The organism is Streptomyces sp. NPDC006711 (assembly GCF_042869775.1).
Classification (GTDB): domain Bacteria; phylum Actinomycetota; class Actinomycetes; order Streptomycetales; family Streptomycetaceae; genus Streptomyces.
This window is the reverse complement of record NZ_JBIAGO010000004.1, coordinates 338,505-355,144: the sequence shown is the minus strand read 5'-3', so window position 1 is coordinate 355,144 and position 16,640 is coordinate 338,505. Positions and strand designations below refer to the sequence as shown.

The following is a 16,640-nucleotide window of genomic DNA, read 5'->3' as shown; positions in this document are numbered from 1 at the left end:
GTACGCGGCCGATGAGTTGCACGTGATCGCCCCCGGATCGGTGCCGTCGGCCACGCTGCTGGTCGTCATGGACAGCCGGAAGTCGTCGCCCCGCTCACACGTCAGGATGGGCCAGGCGGCTCAGCAGGGCCACGGCGTCTTGATGCGCCACCGATTGGAAGAAGCGCGCGTCGACGTTCTCGACCGCCGCGATGGCGCGCGGGGCCAGTTCGGCGCCGGCGCTGGTGACCCGCAGGCGTTTGGCGCGGGTGTCGGCGGGGTCGACCTCGCGCTCGATCAGTCCCTTGGCCTCCAGGGCGCGCAGGACTTGCGAGGTCATTTTGACGTCGGTACCCGCCTGACGGGCCAGCGCCAGCTGGTTGGGCTGCTCGCCCCGCGTGTTCAGCCACCACGCGCAGGCGAGCAGGACGAACTGGACGTGGGTGAGGCCGAGGGGGCTGAGGGCCGCCGCGATCTCGCGTTGCCACCGCAGGGTGGCATGCCAGAGCAGGAAGCCGGGACTTTCACCCGGGTTGAGCGCCATCAGGCCTGCGCCAGCTCGACCAGGGCCGACATGGTCTCCGGCCAGTCCGCGGTGACGGCCGGACCTATCCGAGGGCCGACCTCGTCGGCGTCGGCTCCGGTGATCTCCATCCGGTACGTCACCTTGGTGCGCTGCCGCTCGCCCTGGCTCAGCCGGTGGACGGTACGCAGGAGCAGGCCGTCGAACCGCGCCTCGTCGACGAACAGTTCGTTGGGCAGCGCCTCGGCCACGAGCAGGTGCACCGGGTCGTCCTCGGCCGGTGTCATCACGATCTCGGCGCCCGCCCGGAACGGGCCACTGATCCGGATGCCCGCGATGTCGGCGTTCCAGGTTCCCCAGTTCTCGACATCGGCCCACAGGCTCCAGATCGCCTCAGGCGCGGCGTCCGTCTCGATGCTGTGCTCGTACGTCCACATGGATGGCCTCCCGACCTCGCAATGATTGATCCGTGGAGAGATTATCTGCACGCAGACTATCTGTCCACTGGGACGCATCGCCGTGAACAGGCGGCGGCCGCTTCGGACCCCGCGGCCGGGAAGCAGGGTGCCGCCAGCCGTCATTCGGGGCGGCTGAACACATGGGCGGCCCACAGCAGGGCCACGGTTCCCAGCGTCAGCAGGAGGGCGCCCTCGACCAGGAGCGGGGGCTGGAAGCTGGACCAGGTGACACCCGCGCCGCTCGCCTGACCTGGTACGCGCAGGGCGATGCAGCGGCGGAGCAGATCCACTCCGTAGGCCAGCGGGTTGGCCGCGGCCACCGTGTGCGCCCAGCCCGGGAGGTTCGCGATGGGGAAGAAACCGCCCGAGAAGAGGACCAGCGGCATCATCACCAGGCCCAGCAGCATGTTGAAGATCTCCGGCCGGCTCAGGCTCACGGCCAGGGTCAGGGCCAGAGCCGTGAGGGTGAAGGAGCACAGGACCATGGCGGCGATGAGCAGCAGCAACAGCACTGGGTCGTAAGGCAGGCCGATGGCCCCGGCCAGCGCGAGCAGGACAGCACCCTGCGCCGTGGAGACGAGGGTGCCTCCGGCGCAGGTTCCCAGGAGCAGGGTGGGACGGCGGACCGGGGCCATCAGGAGTTCGCGCAGGTAGCCGCTCTGGCGGTCGGTGATCAGACGGATCCCGACCATGATGGTCGGCGTCTGCACCGTCATCATCAGTACGCCGGGGAAGAGGTAGCTCTGATAGCCGACGCCCAGGGACGCGGTGGGGATCAACGTGGCCAGTCCGCCGCCGAGGACGAACAGGTAGATGACCGGTTGCACCAGCATCAGAGCCGTGTGGACGGGCTGGGACGCCAGGCGCAGCAGGTCACGGTGGACCAGCGCGTGGATCGCGCGCGCTTCGTGGCGAAGACCTGAGACCTTTTCCCGGCCGGCGTCGGCACTGTCGGCTGCGTCGCCGGAGACGTCGGAGCGGTCGGGACGGTCGGGGCCGGAGTGGGCGTCCGGCGTGTGCAGGGCGGGCGCGGTCATGAGGCCTCCTCGGTGGCGTCCGCGATGGGATCCGACGGCGCGGCGGCCGTCGCCCGGTGGGTCCCGGGGGTGTGGATGCTGCGGCCGGTGTGGTGGAAGAAGACGTCGTCGAGCGTCGGCGGGGTCGCGGACGCGGCGTGCACCGCGATGGCATGGGCCTCAAGTGCCGCGCACAGACGGGGAATCCAGGTGCTTCCGTCGGAGATCCGCAGGGTCACCCCTTCGCTGTCCCCGGTGACGGTGACGCCTGGCGGCACGGCGCCGGCGACGATCTGCCGCGCGGAGGTGTCGTCGCTGGTGCGCAGCTCCACCCGGTCGTCTCCGATCGCCGCCTTCAGCTCGCAGGCGGTGCCCTGGGCCACGAGCCGACCGTGGTCGATGATGCCGAGGCGGTCGCAGTTCTCGGCCTCCTCCAGATAGTGCGTGGTGATGAAGAGCGTGCTTCCGTGCTGGTCCCGCACTACTCGCAGGTAGTCCCAGACCTGGGCGCGGGCGTGCGGATCGAGGCCGGTGGTCGGCTCGTCGAGGAAAAGGATCTCGGGCGCGTGCAGCAGGCCCCTGGCGAGCTCCAGTCGGCGCCGCATGCCACCGGACAGGGTCCGCACCAAGGACCGACGCCGGTCGGCGAGGCCCACTTTTTCCAGCGTCTCACCGGTGCGCAGCCGGGCGTGGCGGCGGCTCAGTCCATAGAGGCGGGCGTGGACGTACAGGTTCTGCTGTGCCGTCAGGTCCGGGTCGAGGGCGCTGTGCTGGAAGAGCAGTCCGACCTTGGCGCGCACCTGGTCCGGCTGCCCGATCACGTCGATGCCGGCGACCGTGGCCTTCCCGGCGGTGGGGCGGGCCAGGGCGCACAGCAACGCGATGGTGGTGGACTTGCCCGCGCCGTTGGGGCCGAGGAAGGCGTAGGTTTCGCCTCTCAGTACGTCCAGGTCGAGGCCGTGAACGGCGTGCGTGGTGGTGCCGTCGGGGCCGGGGTAGCTCTTGACGAGACCGCGTGTGCTGATCGCGAGGTCGGGCCCGGCCGCGCTTGGCGTGGCGTCCGGACTACCGGTGGCCGGCGCGAGGGGTGCCCGGGCACCAGTGTGGTCGTCGGCAGGTGGCCGCATGGTCGAGTCCTCATCTACCGGAGTTTGTCCGCGGATCCACGGCTGGGGTGCCGCTGGCCCGCAGGTCGCGGGGACGGCTCCGGCCGGTGGCCGCGGAAGCGACCACCGGCCGGAGGTTCTGGGGACTAGCTGCAGCTGACGCCCACACAGACGGTGTTGAGCAGGGTCAGCAGACCGGTGCACGCACAGGTCCCGCCGAACTGCGCCTCGTCGACGCCGACCGGGTCGGTTTCCGGAAGGGCGTGCAGGTGGGCCAGAACCTCAAGGTCTTGGTTCTCCATGGCGTTTCTCCTTCTCTGTGAGGTGATGTGCTCTGCGAGGTGGCGACAGCGGCCGGCCGAGCCGCCGTCGCTCAGCCCAGCTGCTGGATCATCCAGAGCCGGGGGCTCGGGTGGCGCGTCCGTTGCAGGAACGCCAGGATTCCGGCCGATCCGTCGCTCCAGCTCGTCGAGACGTTTCCGTGCTCGTTGGGGAAGACGACGTGCCTGCCGCGGTGGGCCCGTTCCGAGACGACGAGCCGGGCCAGCTGATCGGCCATCGCGTCGTAGACGGGGTCTTTGGAAGCCTGGGCCATGTCGAGGAGGAAGTCGCCGTTGCCCGCGAGTCCGTGGCACTGGGTCAGGGCGGCGCGGGAGGCGCGCTCCACGACGGCCCAAGCGGCCTGGCGGGCGAGATCGCCGAACCTCTCGTCCCCGGTCGCCTGCCAGAGGCGTACCAGGAACGAACCGATGCCGGCCGAGCCGTGGCACCAGTACGGCGCCGTCGGTACGTCCGTGGCCTGCGCCGGCCACTGGGCCGCGCGGCCGACCATCACGACATGGGTGGCCAGATGTTCCCCCGCCGCCAACGCCAGCTCCTTGTGCTCCGAGCAGTCGGAGATGGTCGCTGCGGCGAGAAGGAAGCAGCCGATGCCGGACGTGCCGTGGGCGAAGCCCAGATAGCGTTTGCCGGCCTCTTCGGAAACGGCCTCGGCGGGGACGGGCCAGCTCACGCCGGTCGGCTCGGGGCGGGCCGCGCGAACCAGCCGGTCGGCGTCCGCCACGACCCGTTCGGCGAGCCGATGGTCCCCGGTTCGCTGCCACATGTGGGCCGCGGCCAGTCCACTTCCCGCGCAGCCGTGGGTGATGTCGTAGCTGGGCGTCCACTCCTGCGGTGCCAACGCCAGGGCCACCGCGTGGTCCATGAGGACGCGGTCGTCGATCGCGCGTCCGGCCTCGTACAGCGCCCATGCCGTGCCGCGGCCGCCGAAGTGCAGGCCCGGGCGTATGGAGCGGGTGTCGCACCGTGCGGCGATCCAGGTGCCCGCCGCGTGCAGGATCGCGGGCAGACGCGGATCCGCGGTCGCATCGAAGTACCGGGTCAGGACCGCCAGCGGTCCGGCCGCGCCCTGCTGCACGGTGCACGGTCCGGTCTCCCCGGCCAGGGTGGACACGGGCCACAGCCGCCGGTCGTTGGCGGGCGTCATGGAATCGACGAGGTGGTCCACGATGCCAGTGATGGCCGTCTGCGTGCTGTCGCGTGACGACGTGTCCGGCCCCGCCGGGGGTACGGCGTATTCCGGCGGGCTCGGGCGCCTATCGGGGCGAGCCGCCCGCTCATTCACCGCGCGGAGCGCCGTGCGTGCGGCGGCCGGGTCCCATCGCTCGCCGGGGTCGTCCCTCGTCAGCCCGAGAATCATCTCGCTCAGACCGTCGGGCAGGCGCAGCACTTCGGCGCAGGCCGTCAACCATGTGGCGAACCGCTGCTCGGCGGGCCTGGCGGCCGGCTCCTCGGTGAGCAGGTTCGCGACCTTGCCCGCCAGGACGAAACACACGGTGGCGCCGAGGCTGTAGTAGTCGGCCGTCGGTGAGACGGGCGCGCCCACCAGGCGTTCGGGGGCGCTGAAGCAGGGCGTCCCGACCCGGGTCGGGAGCATGATGTCGTCCTTGAGGACCGCGAGCTCCAGATCGATGAGGCGCAGTTCGCCGTCGGGACGGACCATCACATTGCCGGGTGTGAAGTCCCGCAGTACGCAGCCGTGGGCGTGTGCCGCCGCGACCAGGTCGATCAGGCGCCCGGCCTGGACCAGCGCGTCAGCGCGGTAGCGCTCGCTTCCGACGTCGCGAAAGCGCTCGGCGACCCAGGTGTGCAGGGGCACTCCCGGCACTTCCTCCTGCGCGAGGAACAGGTGGCCGCCCGTCTCGAACAGCGCGAGGGGCGCGGGCGCGAGGCCGGTGCCTTTCAGCTTCTCCAGCGTGCGGGCTTCGGCGCGCAGCCAGTCACGGACGTCGGATCCGGCGGCGTTCCCCTCGACGTGCGGGCGGGCCTCCTTGAGCACGACGGGCAGGCCCGTGGTGACGTCCGTCCCCCGGTAGACGCCTCCTTTGTTGGTGTGCCGGATCGCTTCCCGCACCGAGAACCGGCCCCCGAGCAGAACGGGACTGCTCGCGGCCTTCTCCTGCTGTGGTGGCAGCGGAACCGTGGCCGGGAAGGGGCTGACCGCCCAGGCGGGCGGCGCGTACTGGCCGGTCCGTTTGTCCTCCACGGGGTTGCCGTCGGGGTCCTCGATGAACCATATGAGCAGACCGTGGTCCGACAGTCTGCGCCGGCCGACGAAGGCGCCGTAGCGGTAATGCACGAGGCTGCCCGGGGCGTAGGGCTGGTCCGAGAGGACCCGGGGACCCGCCAGGCCCGAAGTGGCGTTGTGCAGCTCCAGTGCTATGCGGGCGGCGTCCTCATCGGAGGGCGGGTATACGGTGATGAACTTCCCGGAACTTCCCCGGGGCGTCGCACGGGAGTTGAGCGCGTTCACCTGGTCGAGCGAGCGGGCGAACTTGAATATCAGCTTCTCCCCCAGCAGCACGTCCAAAGACCGTATGAGGACTTCCGGCGCCGAGGCGGCCGTGGCGGACACGTGCAGCTTCCAGCCCTGAGGGCGTTGCACAGCGGACCGGTTCGTGAGGCGGCACCACGTCTCGTCCACGTCGGTCACCCAACGCGCTCCCGTAGTCGCTTCCTCCAGTTTCCTGCGAAGCAGGGCTTCGAGATCGACCTCGATCGTGTGATTCGTCATGCCTCTTCCTCTCAACGGTGAAACCGCTGGTGGAATATGCCTCAGGTGAAAAGAAAAGGTATAGCTTGATCTCGTCTTGTGGTGACGTGTCCAGCTGGCGCACGGCGGCATTGGGACGTCGGCGGCGCAGTCCGGCGCAGAAGGCGGCGCCCGGGGCCATACGACCCCGAATGGGCCACTTGTTCGAAAATCCGGTTGCAGACTGCCGCAGCGCAGGGGGCATGAATATTGAGGTATTTCGGAGCCGTTCAGCATTTTCTGGGTGGTACGACCGTGCCGCGAGACGGTATGCCGAGACCTCGCGACTGCGTTCTTCCGAGTCGCACGATATGAATCTGATGGCGGTCTGGGGACGGGCCCGAGCGACGTCGGCCGCCGCGCGTTAATTTACCCTTCCTGCCGCCTCCGCACGGCAGGAAATGGCCCGGGCATCAGGTTCATCATTGACGGGACCCAGATTTTAGATCAATCAAGCCTATGGATCACAAACAGCGACCTTGGCCACCGGGAACGTTATCGGTTCAGGCCGTTGCCGCACAGCTTTGCCGTCGACCAGTGGACCGTAAAGAGCACAATTTCGCCACGGTTCTAACCGAGCCGGGAAGGGTAATCACGATCACGGGATGACGGCCATCGACAGCCGAAACTATTCCGCCGCCCAAGAGATTGAACCGTCAACGCGAAGGGGTGACCTTCCCTCCGCGCGACTTCTCCGCAGATTGACTGCCTCTTGAAATCCGATCAAGAATGCACCGGCTTGTCGGTGCCGAACGGGGCCCAAGCCAATTCGAGCAGCGCCGTCGTCCAAAACGCGTACCGCAGGCGTCCCGCACCCCCTTCTCCGGCCAGAAGATCGGCGCGCGGGGCGCGGTCCCGGAAGCCCGGGCGCGGGGCCGCGCGCTCCAGGCAGGGGCAGCGCACCGCCCAACACCTCGTGTACGGGGGCACGTTCACTTGCGGGGCCGCCGATGGCCGGTAAGCAGTTGCCCGGCCGGGCCGCTGCCGCGCACTGTCCGCTCCGGCCGGCCCACTTCGGAGCACGACGACGCCGCATGGGCATCGTTCCGGCAGCCCATGCGCGGGCATGGGCATCATCCCGGCAGACCGTGGGCGGGGATGAACATCGTGCTGGCAGCCCCTGCTCCGGACATCCTTCCGGCAGAGCACCACCGCCGATCCACACCCGGCCCCGCCCCGGCATGCGCGAGCCGGGTCGACGAGCCAGGGTGGAAGCATGATCGAACCACCCATCGTGGTCCACAGGCCCCTCGGGCGCGGCGGCCGCCATGTGACCGCCCTCGGCCGGGACATCGGAGTCGCCTACTCCGATCTGGACGTCATCGAATTCCTCCGACAGTCAGGAATCGACGAGACCGACGCCGAGGCCATGGTCGACGGCGACTCCCCGGAGATCGCGTGGCAGGGCGCCCCTGCGCACGAGTACGGGGCAGCCTGACGCGGGCTTTTTTGCTGTCGCCGGACCGGACACGTGGGGCCCGGACATGCGGGGCCCGGCCGCGCTCAGGCTCTGCGGCAGCGCAGGCCCACGACCCACGACCCACGACGGATCGCCATCGTAGATCGGGACTCATCGCACCAGGCGATGCCAACCAGGGACCTCGTCCGGAACCCGGCGGGCGAGCGCGTCGTACCCGCGACGGCCGCCCGCCCGCAACCGCTCACGCCGTGGCGCTCGACTCCTCGGTGGTGCCCGGACTGGTCGTCAGTTTCGCAACGGTCGGCGCGGGCCCTGGTGCTCCACGGTCGAAACGACGCGGACCAGGGCGGGAGTGGCCGGGGCAGAACCGAAGCCGAAACGCACAGGCGGTGAGACGGGCGCGAGCGGACCGAGGTCGGTGCCGCCGAGCCGGACCCGGGCGGTGACGATCGGCCGCAGGTCACCGGCCGCGTACCACTGGCGGTATCCCGGGCGCGAGCTGCCTGTGGTGCGAACGCCGGCCATCAGCCGGGCGGGGACGTCGGCGACGGCCGCCCACAGGGGGCTCCGGACCAGCGGTCGCGGAACCACCCGCAGGGCCCAGCCGAGGGCACTTCGGCGCCCGACGGAGAACCGCAGGTCCAAGGGGCCCGCCGTGACGTCCCAGACACCGTCGCGTACGACCACCTTCACCGCCACGCGTCGGACGTCGTCGAAGTGGTAGACGGCGGAGACGTACGCCGCCGTCTCCGAGGTCGGTGCCAGGAGGGTCCGCCATCCATCGGCGTGCTCCACCATGACGTCGCTGAACGAGCCGAACGGGGACCGAGGCCAGTGACCGACGACGACGCGCGTGCCCGACTCCGTTCCCACAGCGGCGATCCATCCGTCAAAGGTCAGCCGTTCGGTTTCCACCCCGTCTGCATACCGCACACACCTCGTTTCCGGGTGCGCGGCACTCCGGTCCGAGATCACCGGGGCCGGCGCCGGCCGAGGGCGCCGTGGTGATCATGCTGGCGGCATGACGATGTCATCCACTACGGACTCAGTAACCCTCCTCACCGGCATGTATGCGGCTGAAGCCGAGTATTTGGCTGTAGGAGGCCCCGGCGAGGCTTCGTTCGACCTGCCCGCCCCCTTCTTCGCGCCGGATGTCGAACTGCATCAAGCAGATGCTGCCCTACGGAGGTACGTGGCGTGGGCACAGCGGCACGAAGCAGTTCTTCCTCAGGATGGGAGACGTGTGGGAGTCGTTCGACATGGTGGAGCAGGAGATACTTGCCACCGGCGAGACTGCGGTCGTGCTCACACAGGTTCGTGCTCGTGCTCGTGCGACCGGCCGTGAACTCAGCTCTCCGATTCTGCAAGCGATCACGGTCATGGACGGGCGGATCACCGAGGTTCGTCCGTTCTACTGGGACACGCGGGCTATCGCCGACGCCTGCGCCGCCCCGACACCGACAGACTGAGGTCGACGGCAACACGCTGGTCATGGCCAATCGCCAAGGACTGCCGCCAGCACGGTCGCCTCGCAGGGGACGACAAGCTTGTCGTGTCTCGTGGCCACGACCCGGTGGCGCTTGAGGCGGTCCACCCCGCCCTCGACCGTGTGGCGCTCGCGGTAGTCGCTCGTGTCGAACTTCGACGGCCGACCACCTCGGGAGCGTCAGATGCCGTGGTCGGCCGTCTTGACGGCAACGCCGCCGGGCGGGTCCTTGTGCAGGCCCCCCTTTCGCCGCCCCCGGCCGCGTACTTGTGGGCCCGGCAGACGGTCCGGTTTGATGCCCCGCGTCATCAGCGGCGCCGGCCGGGACCACTGGCCATTCGTCAGCGCACTCCCGGCCTGACCAGCCCGGCGAGCCGGTGCGGTCACAGCACCGGTCATGGGTGGAGGTGGAGAACCTGTTTCGCCGTGTCCCGAATGGTGTTGGCCAGGGTGCCAGGAGCAGCCAGGTGGGCGATGTGTCCCTGGCCAGTGAGCGTGACGATTCGCGCATTCGGCAGGGCTGCCGCCAGGTCGGCCAGACGTTCGCGCAGGTGGGACGGGCTGAGATCGCCCTCGACCAGGGTCGTCGGTGCTTCGAGCGTCGCGAAGCGCTCAGTGTCGACGCCGAGCGCGTCGATCGCTTCATCCTCTGCGATCTGTGCCGCCGCGTACGCGGACAACGCCGCTCGCGTGTGCTGGTCGGCGAGCAGCGCATCGACCATGGTCGCGGGCATGCGGACGATGTCCCGCAAGTGGATCCGCATCGCCTCGACCGGGTCGCCCCCGTCGCACGCGGCACGGGCACGTGCTCCTGCTGTTCCTGCGACCAACTCCTTGGTCGGCATCGGCGGTTCGTAGAGGAACAGTCCGGCGAACGCCGACGGAGCCAGCAATGCGGCTTCCAGTGCGGCGACGGCGCCTGAGGAGTGCCCGACAAGAAGCACAGGAGGTTCCAGGAGATCCGCGACGGCGACAATGTCGGCTGCCTCGATGGTCATCGAGTGAGGCAGGGCAATGTCCGCTTCGGGAACGTAGATCCGTCGGCGGATCCTGACGACGCGAAAGTCGTCGGTGAGATGGCGGGTGACGCCGTCCCAGGTCGTCGCGTCTCCGCCGCCTGGGTGGACCACCAGCAGGTTCGGGCCGGCTCCGTCATCGAGAGCGGTGATGGGGCGGCCGTCGTCAGATGACGCAAGAAGCTCAGTCATGCTGACAAGCTTGTACCGGCCCGCCGACATACACCGCCGGAATGCCGAATCCCGTGCTGCCGACCCCGCGTTCGGCCGCCCCAACCGAACGGCGAGCAAGCCCGGTCCCCGAAGCGAACAGCGACCGGTGAACCTGTTCCACCGCATGCCGAGCCTTGTAGTCCTCCGCGTCGAACTTGGGCGGTCTACCGCCGCGTGAGCCGAGTTTCTTGCGGTTGCGGGCCTGGCCGGCCTTGCCCGGGATGGTGCAGTGGATACCGCCGGGGCGTAGGTAGGCGCGGTTCTTGCGGGACGCCTACGCCTTGTCGGCGCGGACCCGGTCGGGCCGGGTGCGGGGGCAGCCGGCACCCAGGCGGGCGACACGGACCTTCTTCACGACGGGTTCGAACTGTGAGGAGTCTCCGCGCTGTTCGGCCGTGATCACGACGGACATGGGCTTCTGGCCCTGCTCGACGGCCAGGTGCACCTTGGCGGTCAGGCCGCCGCACGAGCGTCCCAGACCGTGAGCGTCCGGCTCGACGGCGACCCTGGGCCTGCAACTCGCTGAAGATCCGCTGCCAGGTGCCGTCCCGCTGCCGGCAGCGGAACAGGTCGTACACCAGCGCTCAGGGCCCAGGGCCCATACTGCTCCCGCATATCCCGCCACGGGACGCCCGTGCGGGTGCGGAACCGTATGCCGTCGATCAGCTGCCGCCTGGTCCATATCGGGGGACGACCCGGCTTCTTGCCCACGGGCAACGACGGCTCCAGTCGGGTCCACTGCGTATCCGTCAGGTCTCCACGTGCCCGAGCGATCATCACAGACCGTGATCTACTTCGGGGCATAGTGCAGATGAACGAGAAACCGGGGTCATGACCAGTCACTGCTGCGAGGCGATGAGCCGCCGGGTGGACGTGCCCTGCGACCAGCACAACGATCCCTTTGCCTGTCCGGACGCGTTGATCACGTTCAGCGCCAAGTTCCAGGAGTACGGGCTGATCATCCACGACGGCGGCACATCGAGCATCACTGTCGACTTCTGCCCCTGGTGTGGACGACGCCTCCCCGAATCACAGCGGGACCGGTGGTTCGACGAGCTGGAACGCCGTGGGGTCGATCCGTGGGAGGACGAAGTCCCAGCCGAGTTCCAGGACGACCGCTGGCTCGCCGCCCCGTCGCGGGACTGACGAAACACCAGTCTCTCAAGCCACTTCCGAGACACGCCCTAGCAGTAGCCGTCCAACCTGGCGGCGGCCGGGGTGAGTCGGGGCCAGGGGTGGCCGGCTCGGTCGGAGGCGGCGGATCGCAGGAGGTCGAGGACGGTGCTGCCGGGGTAACCCCAAAAATCCGCGTAGGCGTGGCGGTAGTAACAGCTCCAGTAGCTCACGACTCGCCGTTGGGTACGCGCGAAGAAGGCGGGGTTGTCCACGATGAACCGCCCGTAAGCCAGGTGGCCTCGGGTGCCGGGGGCTACGAGGTCACGGAGCTCGTCGCGTATGACGACCAGGATCTCCAGGACGTACTCGCCCGCCAAGTGCACGACGAAGGGGACGACCCACGGGTCCGTGGAATCGACGATTTTCTCCAGGTGTCGTTGCCTGACCATCCCGTTGAAGTGCCTTGAGTACAGGCAGTGCAGAAGCTGCCGTTGGCGCGACGAAAGCAATGCCACCGCCTCGGGCAGTGGCTCGTCGTTGTAGAGGCGCCCGGGAATCAACACCTGCCGGCCCTCCACGACGACCGGGGACGAGGCACGCGGTGGGAGCCGGGAATCAGGCAGCACCGCCAAGGCCGCCTCGGCATCACGGGCGAGTTCGGCTGGGAACGCCGCGATCAACGGGCTACTGATGTCGGAAAGCGGCTGCATGAGCTGAGAATAGTCGGACGTCTCGGAAGGGCAGTCGATTAAAAAGGGCTCCCCGCCCCACCTGGTTCTGGTGGACACGACGGTGGTGCCCCATGCGAAGTCGGAGCGGGAGCAGGACCCGCGCGGGGTCCGAGCGGCATGTCTCAGCGCGCCCGGGTTCAGTCCCACAACGCGTATGCGCCGAGAACCTGTGTCGGCTCCGGCGCATTACGTCAACTGGGCTCAGCAGCCAAGGAGTTGAAGGTCTCCCTCATCATCCGGTCGATGGTACCGGGCCGGCCGGCCAGGGAGTCGAAGAGATCGGCGAGCAGCCACAGGACGAAGCCGTGGACCAATGCCTCCTCGGGCGGGATCTGCCCGAAACGGTCGCGCCACGCCACGGTGTCCATGCCCATCGCGGCGGCCATGAGGACTCCGGTGGCCATCGGCACCTGTGCCGGGTCGGCCAGTTCGAACGTGGGCAACCTGCGAATGACAGCCGGGATGAGGTCGCTGAGCGGATCGAGACGGTCCTCGGCAGCTGCCTGTTCGGCGATCAGATATCCGGTCAGCACACCCACCAGGAACACCGTGCCCCGGGCCACCTCTTCGCGCCCATGGGTCTCCGTCGCGGCCCTGATGCGCTCCTGCGCCTTCCCGCGCTCATCGGCCGGAGTCCGCTTCTCCAGCACCCGGTAGGAATCCCACGCCGCGCGGATGGCCTCGTCCGCCACCACGCCTACGCCACCGCCTACGTCGTCGCCTTCGCCTTCACTTCGCATGGGTCGACCGTAAGTGAGAGGTGCGCTACGGAGAAATCCCCGCAAACGGCTCCTACAGCGAGGCCGAGGTGTCCCCACACGATGAGGCGCGGGCAGTGGACCGGCTCACGGAGACCGCCGAGTACGCCCCCGACGAGCAGCGGGCCCGGTTCGGCGGCGTGATCGACGTTCGGCCGACCCCCGTCGCCGAGCTGGACTGTCAAGCCAACCGCGGCTTCCTGGCCCGCCACCCGGCTCTCCGCATGCCCTGCGACGCCAAGGGTGTCCGCCGTCCGGCCTGACCGGCGGCCGTAACGGGCCGGGGCCGGGCCCTCGGCCCCTCACACCCCGCCTCCGAAGCTTCTCCGGACGCTCAACTACTCCACCCCATGGGCTAGTATGAAAAACGAACTAGTCGGAGGTCCATGGGAGGGCCATGCCTCCACGGGAGGGGTCATGCCGGACGTCCCATCAGCCTGGCTGCGCGCGTCTCTGCCTCTGTGCCTGCTCGGCATGCTGGCGTCCGAGGGCGAGAGCTACGGATACGCCCTGATCCAGCGCCTGGGCGAGGCCGGGCTCGGGGGCCTCAAAGCGGCCACCCTTTACCCCGCGCTCGGCAAATTGGAAGAAGAGGGAGCGGTCGAAGTGCGGTGGAGCGCGGGAGACGGCGGGCCGGGCCGCAAGTACTACCGGCTCACCTCCGCGGGAGAAACCCGGCTGGCACAGGAGTACCAGTCCTGGCGGGCCCTGGACGACGTGGTGAGCGCGCTGGCCGGTGGCCGCTTCGCCGTACGGACGACACCCGGCGATGAGGGGGGCCAACAGTGAAGGCGCGCGACACCGGGCAGCAGCAGGTCTGGACGCACAAGGAAGACGAGCAGTGGGCGGCGCGGTTCGAGCTCGCCCTGGCCTGCCGCCACGACGCGCCCAGCGGCCTGGCCGAGGAAGTCCTGGCCGAGGTGCGCGAGCTCGCGGCAGAGGCAGGGCGGCCCGTACAGGACGTGGCGGGTGACCCCGACGCCTACGCGGACACCGTTGCGGCGGAGCGCATCAGTGAAGTGCGGCGCAGCTCGGCCGACATGGACGGCGTGCCGCCAGGAGGGCGGTTCACGGCTGCGCTCGTGCTCGCGGGCGTGCAGGTGGTGCTGTTCGGCATCATGCTGTGGGTGTCCGAGGGATTCTGGCTGTCGGCCGGATGGCCTCAGCTGTCGGGTGCGACGCTGCTGACCACGGTGTTCGTGGCGGCCGTCGGGGTGCTGCCGGAACTGCGGGCCGCCGCTCGGCTGCTCGCCTGGCGGATCACCCTGGTCGCGGTCTGCGTACTCGTCGTGGCGACCGCCACCCTGTTCACTTCCGTCCGGGCCGACCCGTTTGTCCACGTGCCCGCGCCGGCGCTGTTCGGCGTCGGTGGGCTCCTGGCCTTCGCGGGATTCCGGCTCTCCTACGAGCGGGCCGGGCGCTGGTTCGCGGGGGCACCCGCAGCGGCGCGGCACGTTGACGACGAGGCCTGGCTCGCCCGGCTGGAAGCGCTGCTCAAGGGGCGTCACGGATACCGGTCCGGGGCAGCGGCCCGCTCCCGGGAAGAGGCCCGCGACCACCTCGAGGCGTCAGGCGGCAGCGCCGTCGAGGAGTTCGGGCCTGTCGAGATCTACGCGATGCGGCTGGCCGAAGGCCCGGCGCGCCCCGGCCGCTCCGCACGCGCGCAGCTGTTCCCGGCCGCAGCCATGTGCGCGCTGTGCGCTTGGTGGGGGTGTGACCTGCTCACCCACCCCGAGGCCGGGTCCGCATGGTTCTGGATCAAGGCGGGGGTTCTGCTCCTGGGCATGTGGACGTGCGGTTCGACCCTTCGCGGCCTGCGCACGGCACTGCGCCGCGACACCGGGAAGAACACCGGGCAGCGACGCCTGCGAGGGTGACGGCGGCCCGGGAGGGCGACTGGGCGGCTTGTCATAGCGGGATGGGATGCCGCGCCATTGTTTGAGGCGGTTGAAACACCGTTCCCCGAAGTTGCGCTGCGTGTACAGCCATTTGCCCGAGCGGGACGGGCGTCCGAGCACCGGGGGACCGGCCCCCTGTGGGGTTCGGGCCGCGTGCCGGTGGAGTCAGCGAGGCGGTGTCAGCGCGGCGGTGGGGTCGACCGATACCAGCCAGACGGTGTCCCCTACTACGGCCGCCCCCGCCTGAGCGGCCCGGCACATGTGCTCGGAGGTGCCTGCCGCCCCTGGCCCACCGCCGAAACGAGTGTGCCCCGGTCGCCCAACCCCTTACGCCCCCTCCAGCAATGGGCAGCAGCGTGCGGCAACGACCGGCCGACGAACCCCCACTCGGTATCGGACAGTTCATGCCGAGGCAGCGCGGCCACGCTTTCGCCAGCTCGGCGCCCTGTTCGTCGAGTTCGCGCAGCACCCGCTGACGCACGCGGGTGAGGGGCGCTGGACCTTCTTCGCCCCGGCTGTGAGGACGAGCCGCTTTGCGCCGTTGCGCAGGCTCATTCCCTCCCTCCATCGGAAAGAGGACCGCGCCACTCCCCCCGCTATGTCCTGATGTTCGGCGGAGTGTCAGGAGCGTCCGCGCGTATGGCTCATTGTGGCCTGGTCGCGGTCGCGGTCGCTGAGCCACCGTGGAGCATGGCGGATTCAACGTACTCATCGCGGTCGACTGGCTGATGGATCTTCCTCGGAGACCCGTTCATTATTTGCGGGACAAGCATTTCGCTTGCGGGTGTGACGCGCAAGGATTTCTTGCATTCACCATAAGGTCCCCTTCCATCAGGTCTGCTTCCAACAGGTCCGCTTCCATCGGGTCCGCTACCGAACCCGCTTCGATGATGAGCACGCCCGACCGGCGCCCCCGGAAAGAATCTCTTCATTGGATCGCGTGTCAATTACCGCATGCTCCATGACCGCGATTCACCACTGCGACGCGCACAGGGAGAGAAATGAGATGACGACAGAAATGGCAACCGCGCTGCACGACCAAGTCACCTCGCTCATGGCCGAGTTGGAGCGACACCCCGTCTACGACAACGGCTACTTCAAGCTCCTCGAGAACTCGCCGTGGAACAGCCGGACGTACGACTTCCACCGGGCGAACTTCTTCCACCGGACCGAGGGCACGGTCAAGGGCATCGCCCATGTGTGTGCTCAGGCCGCGGCGCACGACGACCGGGACACGCTGGTCCTGTTCTCCTGCATCCTCAACGAGGAGGCCGGGAACGGCGAGGCCGGCAGGTGCCACGAAGCGCTGATGGAGAATGCGCACAACCTGTACGGCCAGGTCGAGTTCGGTCTGCCGCCGTTGCTCGTCAAGGACGCGCCGAACAGCGAGCTGGTCCTCCCCGAGACGTTCGAGTACCGGCGGCGCACCCTAGAACTGCTCGGGGACAGCTACCACCGCATGCTGGGCGTCGCCATGGCCCTGGAATCCCACGCGGACAGGATGCTGCAAGTCTGCCGTACGGCGTTCCGCAACAGCAACAACAAGCTCAGCAAGGACCGGTTCGTCGACAACGTCGAGATCTATTTCAACGTCCACGTCGGTGACGAGGGCGTCGAGGAACGGCACGCGGCCGACGCCAAGCAGTGCGTCCTGAACAATTGCCATTCCGACGCGGATGTCGCCGAGATCGCCCACGGGGCGAAAGAGACCCTGAAAGTCCAACTGGACATGTGGAACGCGATGGACAAGGCCGCGCACGGCCTGAACGCGTAATCGGGGGAGGTGCCTCGTACGATCATGCAGAAGAACCGCGGCATATCCCGTGCCG

18 protein-coding genes and 2 pseudogenes are annotated in these 16,640 nt (G+C 68.9%); 7 read left to right on the top strand and 13 right to left on the bottom strand.

Going from position 1 to position 16,640, the window contains the following annotated elements; all coding sequences use genetic code 11:
• Nucleotides 1–94: 94 nt before the first annotated feature.
• From ACFYM2_RS12130 to lanL, 6 genes are all read right to left on the bottom strand, one after another.
• Entirely contained in the window at nt 95–523 is a 429-nt protein-coding gene (locus tag ACFYM2_RS12130) for a MarR family transcriptional regulator (RefSeq protein ID WP_358997647.1), read from the bottom strand.
• Nucleotides 523–939, bottom strand: a complete 417-nt coding sequence (locus ACFYM2_RS12125; protein ID WP_388835599.1) for a polyketide cyclase — start codon at nt 937–939, stop codon at nt 523–525. Before ACFYM2_RS12125 ends, ACFYM2_RS12130 begins: the two co-directional genes overlap by 1 nt.
• A gap of 140 nt (nt 940–1,079) precedes the next feature.
• On the bottom strand, nt 1,080–1,997 hold the full coding sequence (locus ACFYM2_RS12120) for an ABC transporter permease (protein ID WP_388835596.1): 918 nt from the start codon (nt 1,995–1,997) through the stop codon (nt 1,080–1,082).
• Nucleotides 1,994–3,103 carry an ATP-binding cassette domain-containing protein gene (locus ACFYM2_RS12115; protein WP_388461903.1) on the bottom strand — a complete coding sequence of 370 codons (1,110 nt, stop codon included), beginning with the start codon at nt 3,101–3,103 and terminating at the stop codon, nt 1,994–1,996. Before ACFYM2_RS12115 ends, ACFYM2_RS12120 begins: the two co-directional genes overlap by 4 nt.
• A gap of 125 nt (nt 3,104–3,228) precedes the next feature.
• Nucleotides 3,229–3,384 carry a VenA family class IV lanthipeptide gene (locus ACFYM2_RS12110; RefSeq protein ID WP_189389786.1) on the bottom strand — a complete coding sequence of 52 codons (156 nt, stop codon included), beginning with the start codon at nt 3,382–3,384 and terminating at the stop codon, nt 3,229–3,231.
• Nucleotides 3,385–3,455: 71 nt separating this feature from the next.
• Nucleotides 3,456–6,155 (bottom strand): class IV lanthionine synthetase LanL, encoded by a 2,700-nt coding sequence (gene lanL, locus ACFYM2_RS12105; RefSeq protein WP_388835593.1) that lies wholly within the window; start codon nt 6,153–6,155, stop codon nt 3,456–3,458.
• A gap of 1,234 nt (nt 6,156–7,389) precedes the next feature.
• On the opposite strand from lanL, the gene ACFYM2_RS12100 reads away from it, so the two are divergent.
• Nucleotides 7,390–7,611: a hypothetical protein gene (locus ACFYM2_RS12100; RefSeq protein ID WP_388835590.1), complete on the top strand. Its 222-nt coding sequence runs from the start codon at nt 7,390–7,392 to the stop codon at nt 7,609–7,611.
• Nucleotides 7,612–7,878: 267 nt separating this feature from the next.
• Here ACFYM2_RS12100 and ACFYM2_RS12095 read toward each other — a convergent pair whose 3' ends face one another.
• Entirely contained in the window at nt 7,879–8,508 is a 630-nt protein-coding gene (locus ACFYM2_RS12095) for a hypothetical protein (RefSeq protein WP_388835587.1), read from the bottom strand.
• Nucleotides 8,509–8,614: 106 nt separating this feature from the next.
• Here ACFYM2_RS12095 and ACFYM2_RS12090 point away from each other — a divergent pair.
• Nucleotides 8,615–9,062 (top strand): annotated as a pseudogene (locus ACFYM2_RS12090) (nuclear transport factor 2 family protein).
• 412 nt (nt 9,063–9,474) lie between these two features.
• Here the strand turns inward: ACFYM2_RS12090 and ACFYM2_RS12085 are convergent.
• The 3 genes from ACFYM2_RS12085 to ACFYM2_RS12075 form a co-directional block, all read right to left on the bottom strand.
• Nucleotides 9,475–10,287, bottom strand: a complete 813-nt coding sequence (locus ACFYM2_RS12085) for an alpha/beta fold hydrolase (RefSeq protein WP_388835584.1) — start codon at nt 10,285–10,287, stop codon at nt 9,475–9,477.
• A 295-nt stretch (nt 10,288–10,582) separates the two neighbouring features.
• Nucleotides 10,583–10,753, bottom strand: a complete 171-nt coding sequence (locus ACFYM2_RS12080; protein WP_388835581.1) for a hypothetical protein — start codon at nt 10,751–10,753, stop codon at nt 10,583–10,585.
• Between the two features lie 8 nt (nt 10,754–10,761).
• Complete coding sequence (locus ACFYM2_RS12075) at nt 10,762–11,085, bottom strand: transposase (protein ID WP_388835796.1); 324 nt, start codon at nt 11,083–11,085, stop codon at nt 10,762–10,764.
• 54 nt (nt 11,086–11,139) lie between these two features.
• On the opposite strand from ACFYM2_RS12075, the gene ACFYM2_RS12070 reads away from it, so the two are divergent.
• Nucleotides 11,140–11,454 (top strand): DUF6980 family protein, encoded by a 315-nt coding sequence (locus ACFYM2_RS12070; RefSeq protein ID WP_388835578.1) that lies wholly within the window; start codon nt 11,140–11,142, stop codon nt 11,452–11,454.
• Nucleotides 11,455–11,492: 38 nt separating this feature from the next.
• On the opposite strand, the gene ACFYM2_RS12065 is transcribed toward ACFYM2_RS12070, so the two are convergent.
• Nucleotides 11,493–12,134: a hypothetical protein gene (locus ACFYM2_RS12065; protein ID WP_388835575.1), complete on the bottom strand. Its 642-nt coding sequence runs from the start codon at nt 12,132–12,134 to the stop codon at nt 11,493–11,495.
• Between the two features lie 212 nt (nt 12,135–12,346).
• Nucleotides 12,347–12,895, bottom strand: coding sequence for a hypothetical protein (locus ACFYM2_RS12060; protein WP_358997617.1), 549 nt, complete (start codon nt 12,893–12,895; stop codon nt 12,347–12,349).
• Between the two features lie 95 nt (nt 12,896–12,990).
• Between ACFYM2_RS12060 and ACFYM2_RS12055 the strand changes: the two genes are divergently transcribed.
• The 3 genes from ACFYM2_RS12055 (at nt 12,991) to ACFYM2_RS12045 (ending at nt 14,790) form a co-directional block, all read left to right on the top strand.
• A complete protein-coding gene (locus ACFYM2_RS12055) occupies nt 12,991–13,176 on the top strand; it encodes a hypothetical protein (protein WP_388835572.1) in 186 nt (61 codons plus the stop codon).
• A gap of 154 nt (nt 13,177–13,330) precedes the next feature.
• Nucleotides 13,331–13,702: a PadR family transcriptional regulator gene (locus tag ACFYM2_RS12050; RefSeq protein WP_388461914.1), complete on the top strand. Its 372-nt coding sequence runs from the start codon at nt 13,331–13,333 to the stop codon at nt 13,700–13,702.
• Nucleotides 13,699–14,790: a hypothetical protein gene (locus ACFYM2_RS12045; protein ID WP_388835569.1), complete on the top strand. Its 1,092-nt coding sequence runs from the start codon at nt 13,699–13,701 to the stop codon at nt 14,788–14,790. Before ACFYM2_RS12050 ends, ACFYM2_RS12045 begins: the two co-directional genes overlap by 4 nt.
• A gap of 27 nt (nt 14,791–14,817) precedes the next feature.
• On the opposite strand, the pseudogene ACFYM2_RS12040 reads toward ACFYM2_RS12045, so the two are convergent.
• Nucleotides 14,818–14,925, bottom strand: a pseudogene (locus ACFYM2_RS12040) (IS5/IS1182 family transposase); the annotation flags it as partial.
• Nucleotides 14,926–15,817: 892 nt separating this feature from the next.
• Between ACFYM2_RS12040 and ACFYM2_RS12035 the strand changes: the two are divergent.
• Complete coding sequence (locus ACFYM2_RS12035; RefSeq protein ID WP_388835566.1) at nt 15,818–16,585, top strand: iron-containing redox enzyme family protein; 768 nt, start codon at nt 15,818–15,820, stop codon at nt 16,583–16,585.
• The last annotated feature ends 55 nt before the right edge of the window (nt 16,586–16,640 follow it).